The organism is Pseudomonas peradeniyensis (genome assembly GCF_014268935.2).
In the GTDB taxonomy this organism is placed as follows: Bacteria; Pseudomonadota; Gammaproteobacteria; order Pseudomonadales; family Pseudomonadaceae; genus Aquipseudomonas; species Aquipseudomonas peradeniyensis.
Map to the genome: position 1 here is coordinate 838,188 of NZ_JABWRJ020000001.1, position 14,783 is coordinate 852,970.

At 65.7% G+C, this 14,783-nt stretch carries 17 protein-coding genes and 1 pseudogene; 2 read left to right on the top strand and 16 right to left on the bottom strand.

Annotated features, from left to right (window positions below):
* Positions 1–19: 19 nt before the first annotated feature.
* The 7 genes and pseudogenes from HU751_RS03790 to HU751_RS03815 all read right to left on the bottom strand — a co-directional run bounded on the left by HU751_RS03790 (position 20) and on the right by HU751_RS03815 (position 6,535).
* The gene (locus HU751_RS03790; RefSeq protein WP_437181034.1) at positions 20–967 is read right to left on the bottom strand and encodes a FecR domain-containing protein; all 948 of its coding nucleotides are present in this window, start codon (positions 965–967) and stop codon (positions 20–22) included.
* Entirely contained in the window at positions 964–1,482 is a 519-nt protein-coding gene (locus HU751_RS03795; RefSeq protein WP_186732588.1) for a sigma-70 family RNA polymerase sigma factor, read from the bottom strand. Before HU751_RS03795 ends, HU751_RS03790 begins: the two co-directional genes overlap by 4 nt.
* A 114-nt stretch (positions 1,483–1,596) precedes the next feature.
* Entirely contained in the window at positions 1,597–2,097 is a 501-nt protein-coding gene (locus HU751_RS26985) for a GNAT family N-acetyltransferase (RefSeq protein WP_367616952.1), read from the bottom strand.
* A gap of 9 nt (positions 2,098–2,106) precedes the next feature.
* Positions 2,107–2,664, bottom strand: a pseudogene (locus tag HU751_RS26990) (HD domain-containing protein); the annotation flags it as partial.
* A gap of 25 nt (positions 2,665–2,689) precedes the next feature.
* Positions 2,690–3,859, bottom strand: a complete 1,170-nt coding sequence (locus tag HU751_RS03805) for a MerR family transcriptional regulator (protein WP_186732586.1) — start codon at positions 3,857–3,859, stop codon at positions 2,690–2,692.
* A 196-nt stretch (positions 3,860–4,055) separates the two neighbouring features.
* The gene (locus tag HU751_RS03810) at positions 4,056–5,261 is read right to left on the bottom strand and encodes a diaminopropionate ammonia-lyase (protein WP_186732585.1); all 1,206 of its coding nucleotides are present in this window, start codon (positions 5,259–5,261) and stop codon (positions 4,056–4,058) included.
* Between the two features lie 38 nt (positions 5,262–5,299).
* Positions 5,300–6,535 carry a Zn-dependent hydrolase gene (locus HU751_RS03815; protein ID WP_225933216.1) on the bottom strand — a complete coding sequence of 412 codons (1,236 nt, stop codon included), beginning with the start codon at positions 6,533–6,535 and terminating at the stop codon, positions 5,300–5,302.
* A 129-nt stretch (positions 6,536–6,664) separates the two neighbouring features.
* On the opposite strand from HU751_RS03815, the gene HU751_RS03820 reads away from it, so the two are divergent.
* Positions 6,665–7,126 (top strand): Lrp/AsnC family transcriptional regulator, encoded by a 462-nt coding sequence (locus HU751_RS03820; RefSeq protein WP_050705167.1) that lies wholly within the window; start codon positions 6,665–6,667, stop codon positions 7,124–7,126.
* 124 nt (positions 7,127–7,250) lie between these two features.
* Here HU751_RS03820 and HU751_RS03825 read toward each other — a convergent pair whose 3' ends face one another.
* The 4 genes from HU751_RS03825 to HU751_RS03840 all read right to left on the bottom strand — a co-directional run bounded on the left by HU751_RS03825 (position 7,251) and on the right by HU751_RS03840 (position 8,991).
* On the bottom strand, positions 7,251–7,904 hold the full coding sequence (locus HU751_RS03825) for an HD domain-containing protein (protein WP_186732583.1): 654 nt from the start codon (positions 7,902–7,904) through the stop codon (positions 7,251–7,253).
* Between the two features lie 17 nt (positions 7,905–7,921).
* A complete protein-coding gene (locus tag HU751_RS03830; protein WP_189657284.1) occupies positions 7,922–8,140 on the bottom strand; it encodes a hypothetical protein in 219 nt (72 codons plus the stop codon).
* Between the two features lie 50 nt (positions 8,141–8,190).
* On the bottom strand, positions 8,191–8,574 hold the full coding sequence (locus HU751_RS03835; protein ID WP_186732582.1) for a tautomerase family protein: 384 nt from the start codon (positions 8,572–8,574) through the stop codon (positions 8,191–8,193).
* 99 nt (positions 8,575–8,673) lie between these two features.
* Positions 8,674–8,991 (bottom strand): hypothetical protein, encoded by a 318-nt coding sequence (locus tag HU751_RS03840; RefSeq protein WP_050705170.1) that lies wholly within the window; start codon positions 8,989–8,991, stop codon positions 8,674–8,676.
* A gap of 205 nt (positions 8,992–9,196) precedes the next feature.
* Here HU751_RS03840 and bla point away from each other — a divergent pair, with 205 nt between their 5' ends.
* The gene (bla, locus tag HU751_RS03845) at positions 9,197–10,072 is read left to right on the top strand and encodes a class A beta-lactamase (RefSeq protein WP_186732581.1); all 876 of its coding nucleotides are present in this window, start codon (positions 9,197–9,199) and stop codon (positions 10,070–10,072) included.
* Between the two features lie 108 nt (positions 10,073–10,180).
* On the opposite strand, the gene HU751_RS03850 is transcribed toward bla, so the two are convergent.
* The 5 genes from HU751_RS03850 to HU751_RS03870 form a co-directional block, all read right to left on the bottom strand.
* Positions 10,181–11,044 (bottom strand): sensor domain-containing diguanylate cyclase, encoded by an 864-nt coding sequence (locus tag HU751_RS03850; protein ID WP_186732580.1) that lies wholly within the window; start codon positions 11,042–11,044, stop codon positions 10,181–10,183.
* A 163-nt stretch (positions 11,045–11,207) separates the two neighbouring features.
* A complete protein-coding gene (locus tag HU751_RS03855; protein ID WP_186732579.1) occupies positions 11,208–12,125 on the bottom strand; it encodes an arginase family protein in 918 nt (305 codons plus the stop codon).
* Between the two features lie 27 nt (positions 12,126–12,152).
* Positions 12,153–13,193: a hypothetical protein gene (locus tag HU751_RS03860; protein ID WP_186732578.1), complete on the bottom strand. Its 1,041-nt coding sequence runs from the start codon at positions 13,191–13,193 to the stop codon at positions 12,153–12,155.
* Positions 13,194–13,285: 92 nt separating this feature from the next.
* A complete protein-coding gene (locus tag HU751_RS03865; RefSeq protein ID WP_186732577.1) occupies positions 13,286–13,816 on the bottom strand; it encodes a hypothetical protein in 531 nt (176 codons plus the stop codon).
* A gap of 20 nt (positions 13,817–13,836) precedes the next feature.
* Positions 13,837–14,652 carry an isocitrate lyase/PEP mutase family protein gene (locus tag HU751_RS03870; protein WP_186732576.1) on the bottom strand — a complete coding sequence of 272 codons (816 nt, stop codon included), beginning with the start codon at positions 14,650–14,652 and terminating at the stop codon, positions 13,837–13,839.
* Positions 14,653–14,783: the final 131 nt, after the last annotated feature.

Here is a 14,783-nt window from a genome sequence, read left to right on the forward strand (position 1 = left end):
CAATCCCGGGCAAAGAAAATCAGCCGCGCGCGGTCACCGTCACCCAGTAACGGGTGCGTCGCTGCACGTCCAGGGCGAAGGCGCTTTGCAGCGCCTCCAGGGCCAGGTCGGTGTCGGTGATGGGGAAGGCGCCGGAAATCTGCATGGCGGCCACGGCCGGGTCGCAGCGCAGCACACCGGGACGGTAGCGCGACAGTTGCGCGAGCAGCTCGGCCAGGGGCTGTTCGATGGCGATCAGGCTGCCATCCTGCCAGGCGCCGACCGAGGCGTCATTGACGCGTATGCGACCGATGCCCGACGGACCGAAGTCGACCCGCTGTCCGGCTTCCAGGCGTAGCGGCGGACTGCCCTCGGCCGAGACTCGCACAGCCTTCTCCATGACCGCCACTTCGCAGCCCTGCTCGCTGGTGCTGACAATGAAATGGGTACCCAATGCCTGCACCTGCCCGAACCGGGTCTCGACCAGGAAGGGGCGAGCGGCCGGGTCCGTGCCGGTACTGATGGCCAGCTGGCCGCGATGAAGCACCAGCAGGCGCTGGCGATCATCGAAACGCACGTCGACCGCGCTGTCGGTGTCCAGGGTCAACTGACTGCCGTCGGCCAGGGTGAAGGTGCGACGCTCACCCACGGCGGTATGGTGGCTGGCCCGCAGGGCCAGGCCCAGGTCGCTGCGCCAGCCCAGGGTTGCCAGGGTTCCGCCACCGAGCAGGCAGGCCAGGCCGTAGAGCACCTGGCGTCGTGATTGCCCGGCCGCCAGCAAGGTCGAGGCCGCCAGTTGGCCCGGCATGCGTCCGAGGTTGTCGCTGATCACCTGCATGCGTTGCCAGGCCTGTTGGTGCAAGGGATCACTGTCATGCCATCGTTGCCAGCGCGCCTGCTCGTGGGCGTCGGCCGTCCCTGAAGCCAGCCGTGCGTACCAGTGCGCCGCTACGCGGATTGCCTCGCGCTGGGCGGGTGTCGGCGTCACGCGTGGGTATCCCATTGCAGCAGGCAGATGTGCTCCATGGCCTTGGCCATGTGGCTGTTCACCGTGCGCAGGGAGATACCCAGCTGCGTGGCGATCTGGGCGTAGGTGAGACCGTCGAGCTGGGACAGGATGAAGACCTGGCGAATGCGTGTGCCCAATCCCGCCAGCAGGCGGTCCAGTTCTACCAGGGTTTCGAGCAGGATGGCTTGGGTTTCAGCGCTGGGGACCTGAGCCTCGGGCAGGTTGGCCAGGGTGTCGAGGTAGGCCTGCTCCAGTGAGCGTCGCCGCAGCAGGTCGATCATCAGACCTTTGGCCACGGTGCTCAGGTATTGGCGTGGCTCGCGGATTTCCAGTGCGGTACGGGCTTTGATCAGCTTGACGAAGGTGTCCTGAGCCAGGTCGGCGGCATCGCAATGATTGCCCAGACGCTTGCGTAGCCAGCCACGCAGCCAGACACTGTGCTGGGCATAGAGGGTACTGACCGCGGAGGGTAGGGCAGAGGACTCGGCCGACATGGACAAATTCTTAAATGGGAATTTATCGCATTATTGTGTATTTCCCAGTGGGCTGGCAACGGGATACGAGAGAAGGGCCGCTCCACAGTGTCTGCCATGGAGCGGCGGGATGGCTTACGCCGTCGCCTCGAAGGCCACGTGGTATTGCACGCTGCCCTGCGGCATATCACCGCTGAAGGCAAGGGCCTGGAAGTACTCGGCGGGCACGCCCGGCAAGCTCAGGCCCGGTTGGGCCTTGAAACCGAAGCGGCCATAGTACTTTGGATCGCCCAGCACCACGCAGCCCTGGCCACCCAGCCCGTGCAGGCGGGCCAGCGCGGCGTTGATCAGCGCCGAGCCGATGCCCTGGCCCTGACGCTGCGGCAGCACCGAGACCGGTCCCAGCCCGTACCAACCCTCGGCACCGGACGACAGGGTCACCGGGGAGATCGCCACATGGCCGACGATGACACCGGCCTCCACGGCCACCAGCGATACCGTGAGCGCTCCGGCGCGGCGCAGGGCGGTGACGATGAACTGCTCGGTGTGGCTGCTGTGTTCGGCGTTGGCAAAGGCGGCCTCGGTCAGGTGGCCGATGGTGGCGGCGTCCTCGGGGCGCTCGTCACGCAGGGTGATGCCATTGTCGAGATGCCGGCGCGTGTCGGCGTCGATCAGGCCGCGCAGGGCCTCGAACAGCGGCGTGGCGGCGGTGTAGCGCTTGCCGTAGTCGAGGTTGAAGGCATAGTCGAAGCCTGGCGGGTTGCGCCCCTGGTTGTGCTGCAGCAGGGTTTCCAGCTTGTCGAGGGCCTTGACTGCCTGCGCTTCGACTGAGGTCGCTGCCTCGTATTCCTCCCACAACGCCATGATCTCGTCGCGCAGGACGGTGTCCAGACTCGACATCAGCTGCAGCAGGTCTTCGCGCTCTTGCCGGCTCTTGTCGGGGAAGCCCTGTTTGCTGACGGCCGGGACATCGCCGCTGATGGCCTCGCCCAGGTCGTGGACCAGGCACATCTTCAGCACCTTGAGCAGGTCGAGGTCGCCCAGTTCGTCGGCGAAGGTGATGGCCATCAGGCACAGCCGCCAGGTGTGCTCGGCGGTGCTTTCGGCGCGGCCGCTGGAGGTGTGGGCGCTGCGGATGACGCTCTTGAGTTGTTCGGCCTGGCGCAGGAAGGCGAGGCGGTTCTGCAGTTTTTCGATGTTCATGGTGACTCCATGTCCTGGGGCGGGTTCAGCGCGTCTGCATGACGAACAGATGATACCCGTACTCGCCCAGGTGGTTTTCGTGGATCTCGAGTTCGCGGCGGATGTCGGCCAGGGCCTGGGAGGCGAAGTCCTCGTCCGCCAGGCTGGCCACGCGTTCGCGCAGCGGCTCCAGATAGTGGGTCCAGGCCTGCGCGCTCAAGGGGAAGTGCGACAGGGTGCGATAGCCCAGGCGGGCGATGGCGGCCAGGCGCGTGTCGACGCCGTGCAGGTCGGGGTAGGCGGCCTGCCAGAACGCCTCGGCCGACGGGGCGAGCTTGTCGGCCACCCGCACCAGGTCGCTGACCACCAGGTAACCCTGGGGTTTGAGAAAGGTGCGCCAGTACGCCAGGGCGTTGTCGAAGCCCATGATGTAGGCGCAACCCTCGGCCCAGATCGCGTCGAAGTGCCGGGGCGCGAACGGCAGCTGGGTCATGCTCGCGCAAATCGGCGTGACCCGCGCCTGCAGGCCCTTGGCGACCAGGGTCGCGCGCAGGCAGCCCAGGCTGTGCTCGTCGTTGTCCAGCGCAGTGATGTGCGCCTGGCTGTGTTCGGCCAGCAGCACGCTGGAGGCGCCACGACCGCAGCCGATGTCCAGCAGTGTCGCGGGGGCGTGGGGCAGGGCGCGCAGTGCGTTGAGCGAATCCTCTGGCGAGCCCGGGCCGAGGTGCTCGAGGCCATCGAAGATGCGTTCGAAGTCGGCCATGTAGCGATCGTGTTCGTTCATGTCGCGGGACAGCCATTTCAGGCGCAGGGCCTGTTTCTCATTGAATCCCTGCCGGCGTAGCCACGCCAGGTGGGCGCCGGGTGCCTGCTGCTCGAGGGCCTGGTGCCAGGGGCGCATGGACGACAACCCGAGCATCGCCGCCAGCAGGTCACGCGACCGTTGCCGGGCGGCGATCTCCTCGTCCAGGGTGTGCAGGCGTTCGAGCAGGGCCGCGCGGTCCAGGCGCGCTTCCAGGCAGGCCTGGCATTGCTTCAGGCTCAGACCGCCGGCCTGCAGTTGTTGCAACAGGCGCAGCTGCTGCAGGTCCTGCTCGCCGTAGGTGCGATAACCGTTGGCCTGGCGCCGCGAAGTCACCAGCCCGAGTTTTTCGTAATAGAGCAGCGTGGAGCGGCTCAGGCCCACCTTCGCCGCCAGTTCGGAAATGCGATACACCGGTCTTCCCCTCATGCAGTGGGGCGATGATGAACCATGAAGTTATAGACAGGTAAAGCGGGTTCTCGCAGATACGGGTGTTTTTTTCAGGTGTTTTCCCAATCTTTGGGATCGCGCCATTACGCAGGCAACGGCGTTGTCGGCATCACCTGCGTGGGAGCGGGCTTGCCCCGTGATGAGGCCTGGCCGGCGGCACTCAACCCCAGGCCTGCTGTCGTGCCAGCACCGACGCTGCCGTCTCGCCCACCAGCTCTGCGTAAAGGCTTGGTGCCGTGGCCCCTTCGGTGCTGATCAACAGCACCCGCGAGTCGCGACCGAGTCCCACCTGGGTTGCCAGGCCAGGCTGTGCCAGCAAACGGGTCAACCCCGCCAGTCCGGCCACCGCCGACTCACCGGCGAGCAACGGGATGTCTCGGGCGCTGCCCCGTGCCAGGCGGCGCATTGCGGCAACCGCATCGACGTCTTCCAGGGTCATGAAGAAATCGACGCTCGGTTGCAGGAATCGCCACGCCAGCGGCGATGCCTGCCCGCAGGCCAGTCCGGCCATCAGCGAGTCCACCGAGCCGCTGGCGGCACGCGCTTGCCCGGCCATGGCGCTTTGCAGGAGGCAGTCGGCTTGCTCGGGCTCAATCACGATGAAGGTCGGGCGTCCCTCGCCATGAAGCTCCCAGAGGTAGCTGACGACGCCCGCTGCCAACCCTCCCACGCCCCCTTGCAGGAACACATGGGTGAAGGTCGGAGCCCGCTCGCCGGGCTCGGCCAGTTCGGCGACCAGGGTACCGTAGCCTTGCATCACGTCCCCCGGGATCTGTTCGTAACCATCGTAGGAAGTGTCCGAGACTACCTGCCAGCCATTGGCCTGGGCCAGTGCCGCGGCATGCGCCACCGAGGCGTCGTAGTTGCCCTCGATCCGCACGATCTGCGCGCCATGGGCGGCGATGGCCTGTTCCCGTTCGACGCTGACCTGGGCGTGCAGAACGATGATGCAACGGCAGCCGATGCTCTGAGCGGCGGCTGCCAGGGCGCGCCCATGGTTGCCGTCGGTAGCGCTGATCACGCTGAAATCGCCCAACTGAGTGGCGTGCCGACCAGCGAACAGGCCGGCGGCGCTGAAACCAAGCGCGGGGAAGGTGCGCAGGATCAGGTGTACCAGGGCGATGGGTGCCCCCAGTGCCTTGAAGCTGCCCAGCGCCGAGCGCACCGACTCGTCCTTGAGCAGAACCTGCCCGACACCCAGCTCGGCGGCAAGGTCTGGCAGGTTATGGAGCGGGGTGCCGGTCGCGCGCAACTGCGGCCAGTGCGACAGCCACTGACGGCTTTCGTTGGCCCGGCGAATGCTCATCAGGGCTTGCAGGGAGGCGGGGTAGGGCGTGCGTGTGGCGTTGGGGTTGGCGAACAGCATGGGAAGTTTCCTTTCGACAGACAGCGATGAGGCAGGCTTCAGTGCCTGGCCCCCAGGCGTTGGGTGACCACGTCCAGCAACACCCGCGCGCCATCGAGCAACTGGTCGTCGTCGGTGTGCTCACGCGGGTTGTGGCTGATACCGCCACGGCTGGGCACGAAGATCATCGCCGCTGGAGCGATACGCGCGATCATCTGCGCATCGTGGCCGGCGCCGGAAGTCATGCGCCGGTGGCTCAGGCCCAGGCGCCCGGCGCTGGCCTCGATGGCATTTGCCAGCGTGGCATCGAACATCACCGGCTCCAGACGTACTTTTTGTTCGGTTTCGATGACCACGCCTTCGGCTTCGGCAAGTTGCCGCAGAAGATCTGCCAGGTGTGTCTCGGCCTGTTGCAGGCGCTGTTCGTCCGGATCGCGCAGGTCGACGGTAAAGGTGGCGCGACGCGGGATCACATTGATCACATCGGGCTCGAAGCGCATGCAACCGGTGGTGGCCAACGTTGTGCCGCTGTCGCGCGCCAGGCGCCGCATTTCGGTGACCACGGCGCAGGCTGCGTAACCTGCGTCATGCCGTAGCCGGGTCGGGGTGGTGCCGGCATGGTTGGCATTGCCTGTTACCGTCACTTGCTGCCAGGAAATCCCTTGCAGGTTCTCCACCACTCCGATCAACGTATCCTCGGCTTCGAGAATCGGCCCCTGTTCGATGTGCAGCTCGAGGTATTCGTGGGGCATGATTGCACCGGGTTCCAGATCGCCGGCATAGCCAATGCGTCGCAGCTCATCACCCAGGCGCGTGCCATCGCTGCCGAGCGTGTCCAGCGCCGCCTGCAGCGCCAGTCCACCGGCATGGACCAGCGAGCCCATCATGTCCGGCTGGTAGCGCACGCCTTCCTCGTTGCTGAAGGCTGCCACGGTGATCGATCGCGCCGGTAGCGCACCGGCTTCGCGGTAGGCGCGCTGCACCGCCAGCCCGGCCAGTACACCATAGCAACCGTCCAGCGCCCCGGCATGGGTGACACTGTCGATATGCGAGCCAATCATCAGCGGCGCGGCGGCGTCGCAGGCGCGCAGGGTGCCGAAGATGTTGCCGATGCGATCGACGTCGATCTCCAGTTCAAGCTCGCGCATCCAGGCCACCAACTGGTCGCGGCCGGCCTTGTCGGCGTCGGTGAAGGCGATGCGGGTCCGGCCGCCGCCGAGTGTATCGGCACCGATCTTGCCCAAGGCGTGGATTTGCTCCAGCAGTTTCGGGCCATTGAGGTACAGCTCGCTCATGGGGTTCTCCGGAAAGCGTTTCATGCGGTGTTGCCGAAATGGTATTCAGTGGGTGTGAACTGAAATATTGATTTTTCGGCATGAACCGTAATTTCATTGCGTTTTCATACGCCTCTCAGGACCCATGTCATGAGCCTCGATTCCTTCGATCGCGCACTGCTCGACGCCGTGCAGCGTGACGCCAGCACTTCGCAGATCGAGCTGGGTGCGCAGGTGAACCTGTCGTCAGCCGCGGTCAATCGCCGGCTGAAGAAACTCACCCACGACGGCGTGATCCAGCGAACCGTGGCCCAGGTGGACGCTGGCGCATTGGGCTACAGCCTGACCGTGATCACCGAAGTGGAGGTGGAGAACGAGCGACTCGACCTGCTCGACGCCATGAAGCGCACCTTCATGGCCTGCCCACAGGTGCAACAGTGCTATTACGTGGCGGGGGAATGCGACTTCGTGCTGATCATGCTGGTTCGGGACATGGAACAGTACACCCAGCTGACGCGAGCGCTGTTCTTCGAGAGCAACAATGTCAAGCGGTTCAAGACACTGGTGTCGATGAGCAATGTGAAGACAGGCATGCAGGTGCCTGCGGCCTGAGTCGATGCCGACGTGATCGATTCAGCCGCTTTGCAAAAGGTACACGAAGCGCTCCGCAGGCCACTCCTTGCGGTCGTGCTCCTGGCCGTTGCCCAGTTCCACGAGCGATAGACTGGGACGGGTGTCAGTCCACCCCGATTTCCTCCATGAACTCGGCCAGGAATGACGCCAGCCGCTGATGCCTGAGCGCGGCCAGGCGTGCGCCTTCGCCGGTCTGCAAGCCCGAGGCGAGCTTGAGCAGCTTGGTGTGGAAATGCTCGATGGTGAAGCGGTTGTCGCGATAGTCCCGGCCTGCGGCGGTGGGGTTCTCGACGTCGTAGAGCGCCGACCCCGTGCGCCCGGACACATAGAAGCAGCGGGCGATGCCGACGGCGCCCATGGAGTCCAGGCGATCGCTGTCCTGGAGGATCTTCGCTTCCAGGCTCTGCGGCGAAAGGCCCGCCGAGTAGCTGTGGGTCATCACCGCATGGGTCACCTGCTCGATGCGCGGTTGCGGCCAGCCCATGTCGGCGAGGATCGCGGCGGCGCGTTCGGCCGACAGCGTCGAGGCCTGCGAGCGCAGGGGCGAGTTCTTTTCCACTGCCACGCAATCGTGCAGCACGGTGGCGGCGAGCAGCACTTCGAGGTCGCCGCCTTCCCTGGCCTGGATACGCCGGACATTGCTCCAGACCCGTTGCAGATGGGCGAGGTCATGGGAGCCGTCGTTACTGTCGGCGGGCAGGTGGGGCAGCAACTCGGCCGCGAGGGTCTGCAAGGGGAAGAAGGGCGTGTTGGTCAATGAAGGGCTCCAGCGGATCAGGGGAAAGGCGCAACGTCGAATTGTCCCAGCAACAGCATCAGTAGCAGCAAGAGTACGACAAGGCCGATGGCCGCCGTCCACTCGGCCTCGGCGCGCTCGGTGTACCAGGCGCCCCTGGACGGGTACCTGCCCAGCGTGGCCAGCTTCACCAGTGGCCAGCCGAGCGGATAGCACAGGCTGCGGAACAGGACATGAACGGAGAGTTCGCTGATCATCGGAGGCTCCTGCGGCCATGGTAAGGACGGTGCCAGGCTGCCCACTGCCGTCAACTGGCGTACTGGGCGATACCGTTGCCGAACGACCAGTTCTCCTTGCGCACCTCGACCAGGTTGATGAACACATCCTGCGGTCGCACGCCGGCCTCGCGCTCGAAACCTTCGGCGATGGCCTGGTACAGCGCCTTCTTCTGCTCCAGGGTGCGGCCTTCGTTGAGGGTGATCTGGATGAACACCTGGCCGTCGGAGCGTTGGATGCCCAGGTATTGCGGGTCGTTCACCAGGCGGTCGCCGTCGTGTTCGGTCAGGATCTGGAAATTGTCGTGCTCGGGCACATTGATCGTTCGCCGCATGCAGGCGTAGACGATCTGGCCGAGTGTGCGCAGATGAGCCGGGTCGGGGTGGCGCTTGATATCGATGCGTACCAGTGGCATGTGGACTCCTTGGACGATGGCCAGGCGAGACGCAGAAGCTGGTAGGGCAGGATCAGGCATGAGCCCGGACAGGCGCCGGGCTCGGGAAGGCAACTACCGTTACTGTGGCAGCAGCTTGAGGGCACGCTCGCTGGCGTTATTGAAGACCTCGATCAGCCTTTTCGCCAGGGCGTCTTCGATGGCCGCGGCGGTGAGCAGGCCCTGGGTGAAACCGATGCCCTGGTCCTTGGCGACAGCCAGCTGCTGGCTGTTCTCTGCCTCGGCCATGTCGCCCAGGTAGTGGGCTGCACGATAGGCGTAGCGCTCGGGGAGTGTCAGCTGTTCGAGGTCCTTGAGCGAGAGGGCGAACTGGCTGGCGGCGGCGGGCTTCAGGCTGAGTTGCTCGAACTGGAGCAGGCTCAGGCGATCGGTAGTCAAGGCGAATCTCCGTTTCATTGCGGGAACACCCGGTTACTGTCCTGCCTTTTGCCGGTCAACGCAAGGGTGGCCAGGGCAGTGGCGCGAAAAGAATCCGCTTTCCCACGGCATGGGTGGTCCTGCTGGAGGGACAAGGCGGTGCTTGGCTCAGGTGCTAAAACGTTCTAGCCTTCGCGTTTTGCTCATTTTCTCAAGGAATGCCTGCATGATCACCACCCTCAGTCGCCGCCGCGTGCTCCAGGGCGCGCTCGGCTGCTCGGCCCTGCTGACCCTGCCCACCTGGGCGGACGATTCGCTGCGCCAGGCGATGCAACAGCTCGAGGCGGCCAGCGGCAGCAGCATCGGCCTGTGGGCCCTGGACACCGGCAGCGGTCGGCAACTGGCCTGGCGTGGCGAACAGCGCTTCGCCTTCTGCAGCACCTTCAAGGCCGTCCTTGCCGGTGCCGTCCTGCACCGCAGCGTGTCCGAGCCGGGCTTGCTGGCGCGGCGCATCGCCTATGGCACCGAGCAGCTGGTGGTCTATTCGCCGGTCACCGAAAAGCATGTCGGGCCTGGCATGACCGTCGCCGAACTGTGCGCCGCCGCCGTCCAGTACAGCGACAACACCGCTGGCAACCTGCTGCTTGAGCTGGTCGGCGGTCCGCCCGGGCTGACGGCGTTCGTCCGTGGCCTGGGCGATCCGACCTTCCGCCTCGATCGCAACGAGCCGACGCTGAACACCGCCTTGCCGGGGGATCCGCGTGACACCACGACGCCCCTGGCCATGGGCATGACCCTGCAGCGCCTGCTGCTCACCGATGGCCTGCCCGCCGCCGCGCAACAACAGCTGCAGGCCTGGCTCAAGGGCAACACCACGGGCGATGCCCGTATTCGTGCCGGGCTGCCGAAGGACTGGGTGGTAGGCGACAAGACCGGTTCGGGCGACTATGGCGTGGCCAACGATGTCGCGGTCATCTGGCCCAAGGGCCGGGCGCCGTGGATCCTGGTGGTGTTCAGCCGCAGCACGAAACAGGATGCGCCGTGGAACAGCGAGACGATCGCGGCGGCCACGCGGATCGTGGTGCAGGCCTGGAAGGGCTGAGCAATCGCACGGGCCTCATCGCGGGGCAAGCCCGCTCCCACGAACGGTGGGGCGCGTGCTCATCAGCGAGGGAGCGGGCTTTTCCCGCGATGAGGCCACAACAGGCCATCACCCCACCCGCACCCGCCGCCGCTTCTTGCGGTACATCTCGCCATCGGCATGGCTGAGCAAGGTGTCGGCATCCTCGCCATCGGTGGGATAGCAGGCCACGCCGATGCTGCAGGACGGCATCCTGACATCGCCGAACTCGGCCCCGAGCGGCTCCTCCATGACCATGGCGATCTGCTCGACCACCTCGTACACGGCGTCCTCCGACGGCACGTCGGTCAGCAGCACGATGAACTCGTCGCCACCGATCCGCGCCACGGTGTCCGCTTCCTGCACGCTGTCCTGCAGGCGTTGGGCGATGGTGCACAGCACGCGGTCGCCGGCCGCATGGCCGTGTACATCGTTGATACCCTTGAAGTCGTTGACGTCGAGGAACAGCAAGGCCAGTTGGCGCTGCTGATGGCGGGCGGCGCGCAGGGCGGTGGCCAGGCGGTCGTTGAACAGCGAGCGGTTGGTCAGCTTGGTCAGCGGGTCGTGATGGGCGAGAAAGCGCAGTTCCTGCTCGGCCTGGGTGAGGGCGGTGATGTTGCGCGCGACGCCGATCCGCGCGCCCACTTCGTCGGACCAGAAGGCCGCCCAGAGGATATGCACGATCTCGCCATCCTTGCGCACATAGCGGTTGCGAAAGTCGAAGTGCGGGGTGCCGTCCATGACCCGGACGATCGAGGCGCGGGTGGCCTCCAGGTCGTCCGGGTGCATGTAGCGGGTGATCGGGGTGCCGGTCAGTTCGTCGGCGCGGTAGCCGAGCAAGGCTTCGCAGGCGTTGCTCACGAACACGATGGTGTCGTCCCGGTCGACCACGAACACGGTGTCCAGCATCAGGTGGATCAGCCTGGGGTAGAGCGCTTGCAGGTCGACGGGCATAGGGCAGGGGTGTCCGATACGGGTAGCCCGGTCATGGTCCGATCACGCAGGGCGGCCGCGCGAGGTCCTGCAAGCCGCCGGGGGCCGCTCGCCGCGCCCGTGCAGCATACACAGGGTCGGGGGCGCGGCACACTACCTGTGGGCAAGCAGACCGTCGGCTACTTCAAGTGCCCTTGTCTGGCGGAAACGGCAACCGCCCCAGCAACTCGACGATTGTCGTCGCGCAGCGCCCATCGGGGTCCAGGTCCGGATCGAAGACCGTGACCGTCATGCCCCGGCAGCGTCGGTCCGCCACGAACGGGGTGAGGATCCTCGCCAGGTCGTCGGGGGCGATGCCCGGTGACCCGGGGCTGTCGACCGCGGGCATGATCGCCTGGTCCAGCACATCGACGTCCAGGTGTATCCAGAACCCCTGGCCAGGTACCTGCTGGAGCGTGTCCCTGATCCGTGCGATGACCGCGTCCGGGCCGATGGCCAGCGCCTCGAAGACGTCGATTCGGTTGATGGCCGTATGGTTGACGTCGGGCCAGGCGAAGTCGTGATCACGGTTCTCGCGCTCGCCCAGCTGGACAACCTGGGCATCGGCCACCAGCGGACCCGCTATGCCGGGCCAGTCGGTCGCCAGCGCCTCGCCACGGCCAGTGGCCAGGGCCAGGTCCATGCCGGCGACGGCACCCAGGCTTTGCGCCGGGTCGTAGTTGCCGGGGTGGCGGAAGTCGCTGTGCCCGTCGATGTGCAGGAGCGACAGCGGGCCTGCGTGGCGCGCACCGGCCAGTGCGCCGAGCAGGATGGAGCAGTCTCCGCCGATGACCAGTGCGAAGTCGTCTTGCAGCGTGGCGGCACGCACCAGGTCCGCCAGGGCGAGGTTGAACGCGCGCAGGGCGTGGCCGTTGCGCAGGCGGGTGCCGGGTTGTGCCTCGGCTGAGTAGAGCGGACGTGGCAGATGCCTCACGCTGCTGGCATTGATCGCCTGCAGCAGACCCGCTGCCAGCAGGGCTGACGGGGCGCGCCAGGTGCCGGGTTGGTGGCCTGGCCTGAGGGGGCTGAGGCCAAGGTTCGAGGGGGCGGCGATGACTTGCATGGGGCAGACCTTCGCTCGGTTGACGGCCTAGAGTTTCCAGCATCCGGCGAAGCGCTTGCAAACCCCTTCGCGTTGATCCAGTTCAGCCATGCTGCGCAGGTGTTCGAGGTTGATCTGCGCAATCGTCTCCTGCAGGACATAGTTGTAGTAGTAGGCCATGTCGCGCATGCGCTGGGCCTTGCTCGGCAGGCCCGCGTCGTTGTTGCCACCGGCCCAGACCTGCAACTGCTCGTCGCGCACGCTGCGCAGGTAGGCGCGGTTGTCGGCATCGAAGCGTTCCAGCGTACGTGCCTTGAGGTTGGCGAGCGCCTCGGCGAGCGTTTGCAAGTTCTGCTGGTACTGCTGCCAGTAGGACTCTGGCAGATCGAGGCCCAGTTCCCGCTTGCGCGCCGCTACCTGGACTTCGGGGGAGGCTTGCCGAGTGAGGGCGACGGCTTTACGCAACGTGGTCAGTTGCTCCATCTCCGGGGTGACACTGTCGCGGATGATGCTGTCGATCAACTCGGTGCGCCGGGCGGTGTCGGGCAGCGGCGTGGGTTGTTTCGGGAATATCGCCGAGGTACCCCAGCAGGCGCTCGGGATGGTGTCGATCATCGGATAGGGCTGGCGCTGGTCCTTGCCCTCGACCCGTTGCAGGCGCACCAGCGTCGCCTGGCAGTAACCAGGCGACTGGTCGAAGCGCAGTTCATATTCGGAGCCTGCCTGCGGTGTCAGGGTGAACGAGGCCGAGCAGACCGTGGTGGCGCCCTGGGTGTTGGCGCGAACATGTACTGGCTTGCCAGGTTCGAGGCGGATTTCGTAGTAGCTGTTGCTGTTTGCCGGCGGCGGCACGCTCATGTCGGCGCGCCGACGCGAGTCGGGCACGAACAGGTTGTTGAGCATACCGGTGGTCCGACCTTCACAGCGCTCGCTGTCGAACAGGTCGAGGGTGGCGCTGCCATTGCCCGAGATGTAGCGCAGCTTGGCGGCATCGGGGCGGGTGCTGTCGATGTAGGTGCCATTGATACTGCAGGCACTGACCAGGGAGAACAGGGCGAACAGGGCAAGCAGGCGGGCGGCGGGGGGCATGATCATCCGTGAGTGAGGCCGTGGGGGCGCCGATGCTAGGGCGATTCCGGCAATTCGTCCAGTGGGCCGGCAGCAGGTCTGCTGAGGGGTGCCTAGCCACCCAGGGATGGGCAGTTGTCGAATGTGTCGCGCTCCGGCAAATAGTGCATGGGCGGGCTTCGCTCGAGGAACATGTCCACAAAGCCATCCCCGTTTACATCCTCGAAATGCACGCCGGTCTTGGTGCTTATCGTGCAAAGCGCCTTGCCACGCATTGAAATGAGGTTGAAGTTCTCGCTGCCACTGGACCACAGGGTCGTCTCGCTGAGGCCGTATCGATCCAGGTAGACATTGTCCATTACCGCCTGCGACGCCTGAAGAGCCAGGGCCGAGCAGGCCAGCAGGGTGATCAGGCGCCGGTTGCGGCTGTGGAGCGTATGCACCGGCTCACGGCGCAGGACACCGATGCCCCAGAGCAGGCCCGCCGGCAAGGCAACGAGGACCAGGCCGAGGATGATCAACCCAAGGTAGTAGAACTCTTCTCCTTCCTTGTAGAACACCCACTGGTTGTTCAGGTAGAGGAGAGCGTTCGCCAGCGTACAGACACCGACGAGGGCCAGGTATTTCGCGGTCGGCTTGAACACGTGCAGCGTTTCCCTACTTTTCAGGAGCCATCGGCCTGGCTGGCCATCAGTGCGTTGAGTTCACCATAGCTGTGTGCCTTCAACCCGCTGGTGTCGAGTTGGCCGCTTTCCAGGAAGCGCTGGGCCAGGCCGCTCATGGCGCCATAGAGAAACTCGGCGATGCTCGATCCGGCACTCAGGCGGCGAACGCCAAGCTGTTGCAATTCGGCCGGGCCGGGCAAGCCTGCGCGCCAGAGCAGATTGACCGGCAGCGTCACCTCCCGGCACAGCGTGGCGATCTCGCCGGGCTCGACCACGCCAGCGGCGAACAGCCCGTTCGCGCCGCCAGCGGCATAGTGCGCAGCGCGCCGCAGGAGCTCCTCGAGGCGCTGTTCGGCGGGCAGCAGGTTCTTCAGGTAGACATCGCTGCGCACGTTGATGAACAGGTCGACCCCGCGCCGGCTCGCGGCGTTTCTGGCGGCGTCGAGCTTGGGCAGGAGCTGTTCGGGAGGCTGTGTGCCGTCCTCGATGTTGATCCCCACCGCGCCGGCGGCGATGACCGTGTCGACGACCTTGGCGACCTGCTCGGGGGCGTCCGAATAGCCGCCTTCGATATCCACCGTCAGCGGCACGCTGAGCACCCTTGCCATCGACTCGACGGTGCCGGCCAGCAGTGCCAGGGGCAGCTTGTCGCCGTCCTGGTAACCGTGCGACCAGGCCACGGCGGCGCTGCTGGTGGCGACCGCCTGGCTGCCCTGGCGCTCGACCAGGCGCGCGCCGCCGGCGTCCGCCACGTTGGCCAGGAGTAACAACCCTTGCTGGTGAAGACCATGAAATGCGCGATCCAGTGCTGCCATGACGACATGACTCCCTTGAACATCCTGTTGATGGTTCACTGCGTGGCCTAGGCTCTGTACGAAATGTATCTGCACTCGCCCATACTGCGTTGAAACGGGGCTCGGAATGCTCATGTACTCCAGTACACTCC

What these genes read in the sequence shown, in the direction of transcription:
- HU751_RS03795 (WP_186732588.1), bottom strand. Translation starts at nt 1,482, where the DNA reads ATGTCGGCCGAGTCCTCTGCCCTACCCTCCGCGGTCAGTACCCTCTAT.
- HU751_RS03810 (WP_186732585.1), bottom strand. Translation starts at nt 5,261, where the DNA reads ATGCTGTTCGCCAACCCCAACGCCACACGCACGCCCTACCCCGCCTCC.
- HU751_RS03815 (WP_225933216.1), bottom strand. Translation starts at nt 6,535, where the DNA reads ATGAGCGAGCTGTACCTCAATGGCCCGAAACTGCTGGAGCAAATCCAC.
- HU751_RS03820 (WP_050705167.1), top strand. Translation starts at nt 6,665, where the DNA reads ATGAGCCTCGATTCCTTCGATCGCGCACTGCTCGACGCCGTGCAGCGT.
- HU751_RS03830 (WP_189657284.1), bottom strand. Translation starts at nt 8,140, where the DNA reads ATGATCAGCGAACTCTCCGTTCATGTCCTGTTCCGCAGCCTGTGCTAT.
- HU751_RS03835 (WP_186732582.1), bottom strand. Translation starts at nt 8,574, where the DNA reads ATGCCACTGGTACGCATCGATATCAAGCGCCACCCCGACCCGGCTCAT.
- bla (WP_186732581.1), top strand. Translation starts at nt 9,197, where the DNA reads ATGATCACCACCCTCAGTCGCCGCCGCGTGCTCCAGGGCGCGCTCGGC.
- HU751_RS03850 (WP_186732580.1), bottom strand. Translation starts at nt 11,044, where the DNA reads ATGCCCGTCGACCTGCAAGCGCTCTACCCCAGGCTGATCCACCTGATG.
- HU751_RS03855 (WP_186732579.1), bottom strand. Translation starts at nt 12,125, where the DNA reads ATGCAAGTCATCGCCGCCCCCTCGAACCTTGGCCTCAGCCCCCTCAGG.
- HU751_RS03860 (WP_186732578.1), bottom strand. Translation starts at nt 13,193, where the DNA reads ATGCCCCCCGCCGCCCGCCTGCTTGCCCTGTTCGCCCTGTTCTCCCTG.
- HU751_RS03870 (WP_186732576.1), bottom strand. Translation starts at nt 14,652, where the DNA reads ATGGCAGCACTGGATCGCGCATTTCATGGTCTTCACCAGCAAGGGTTG.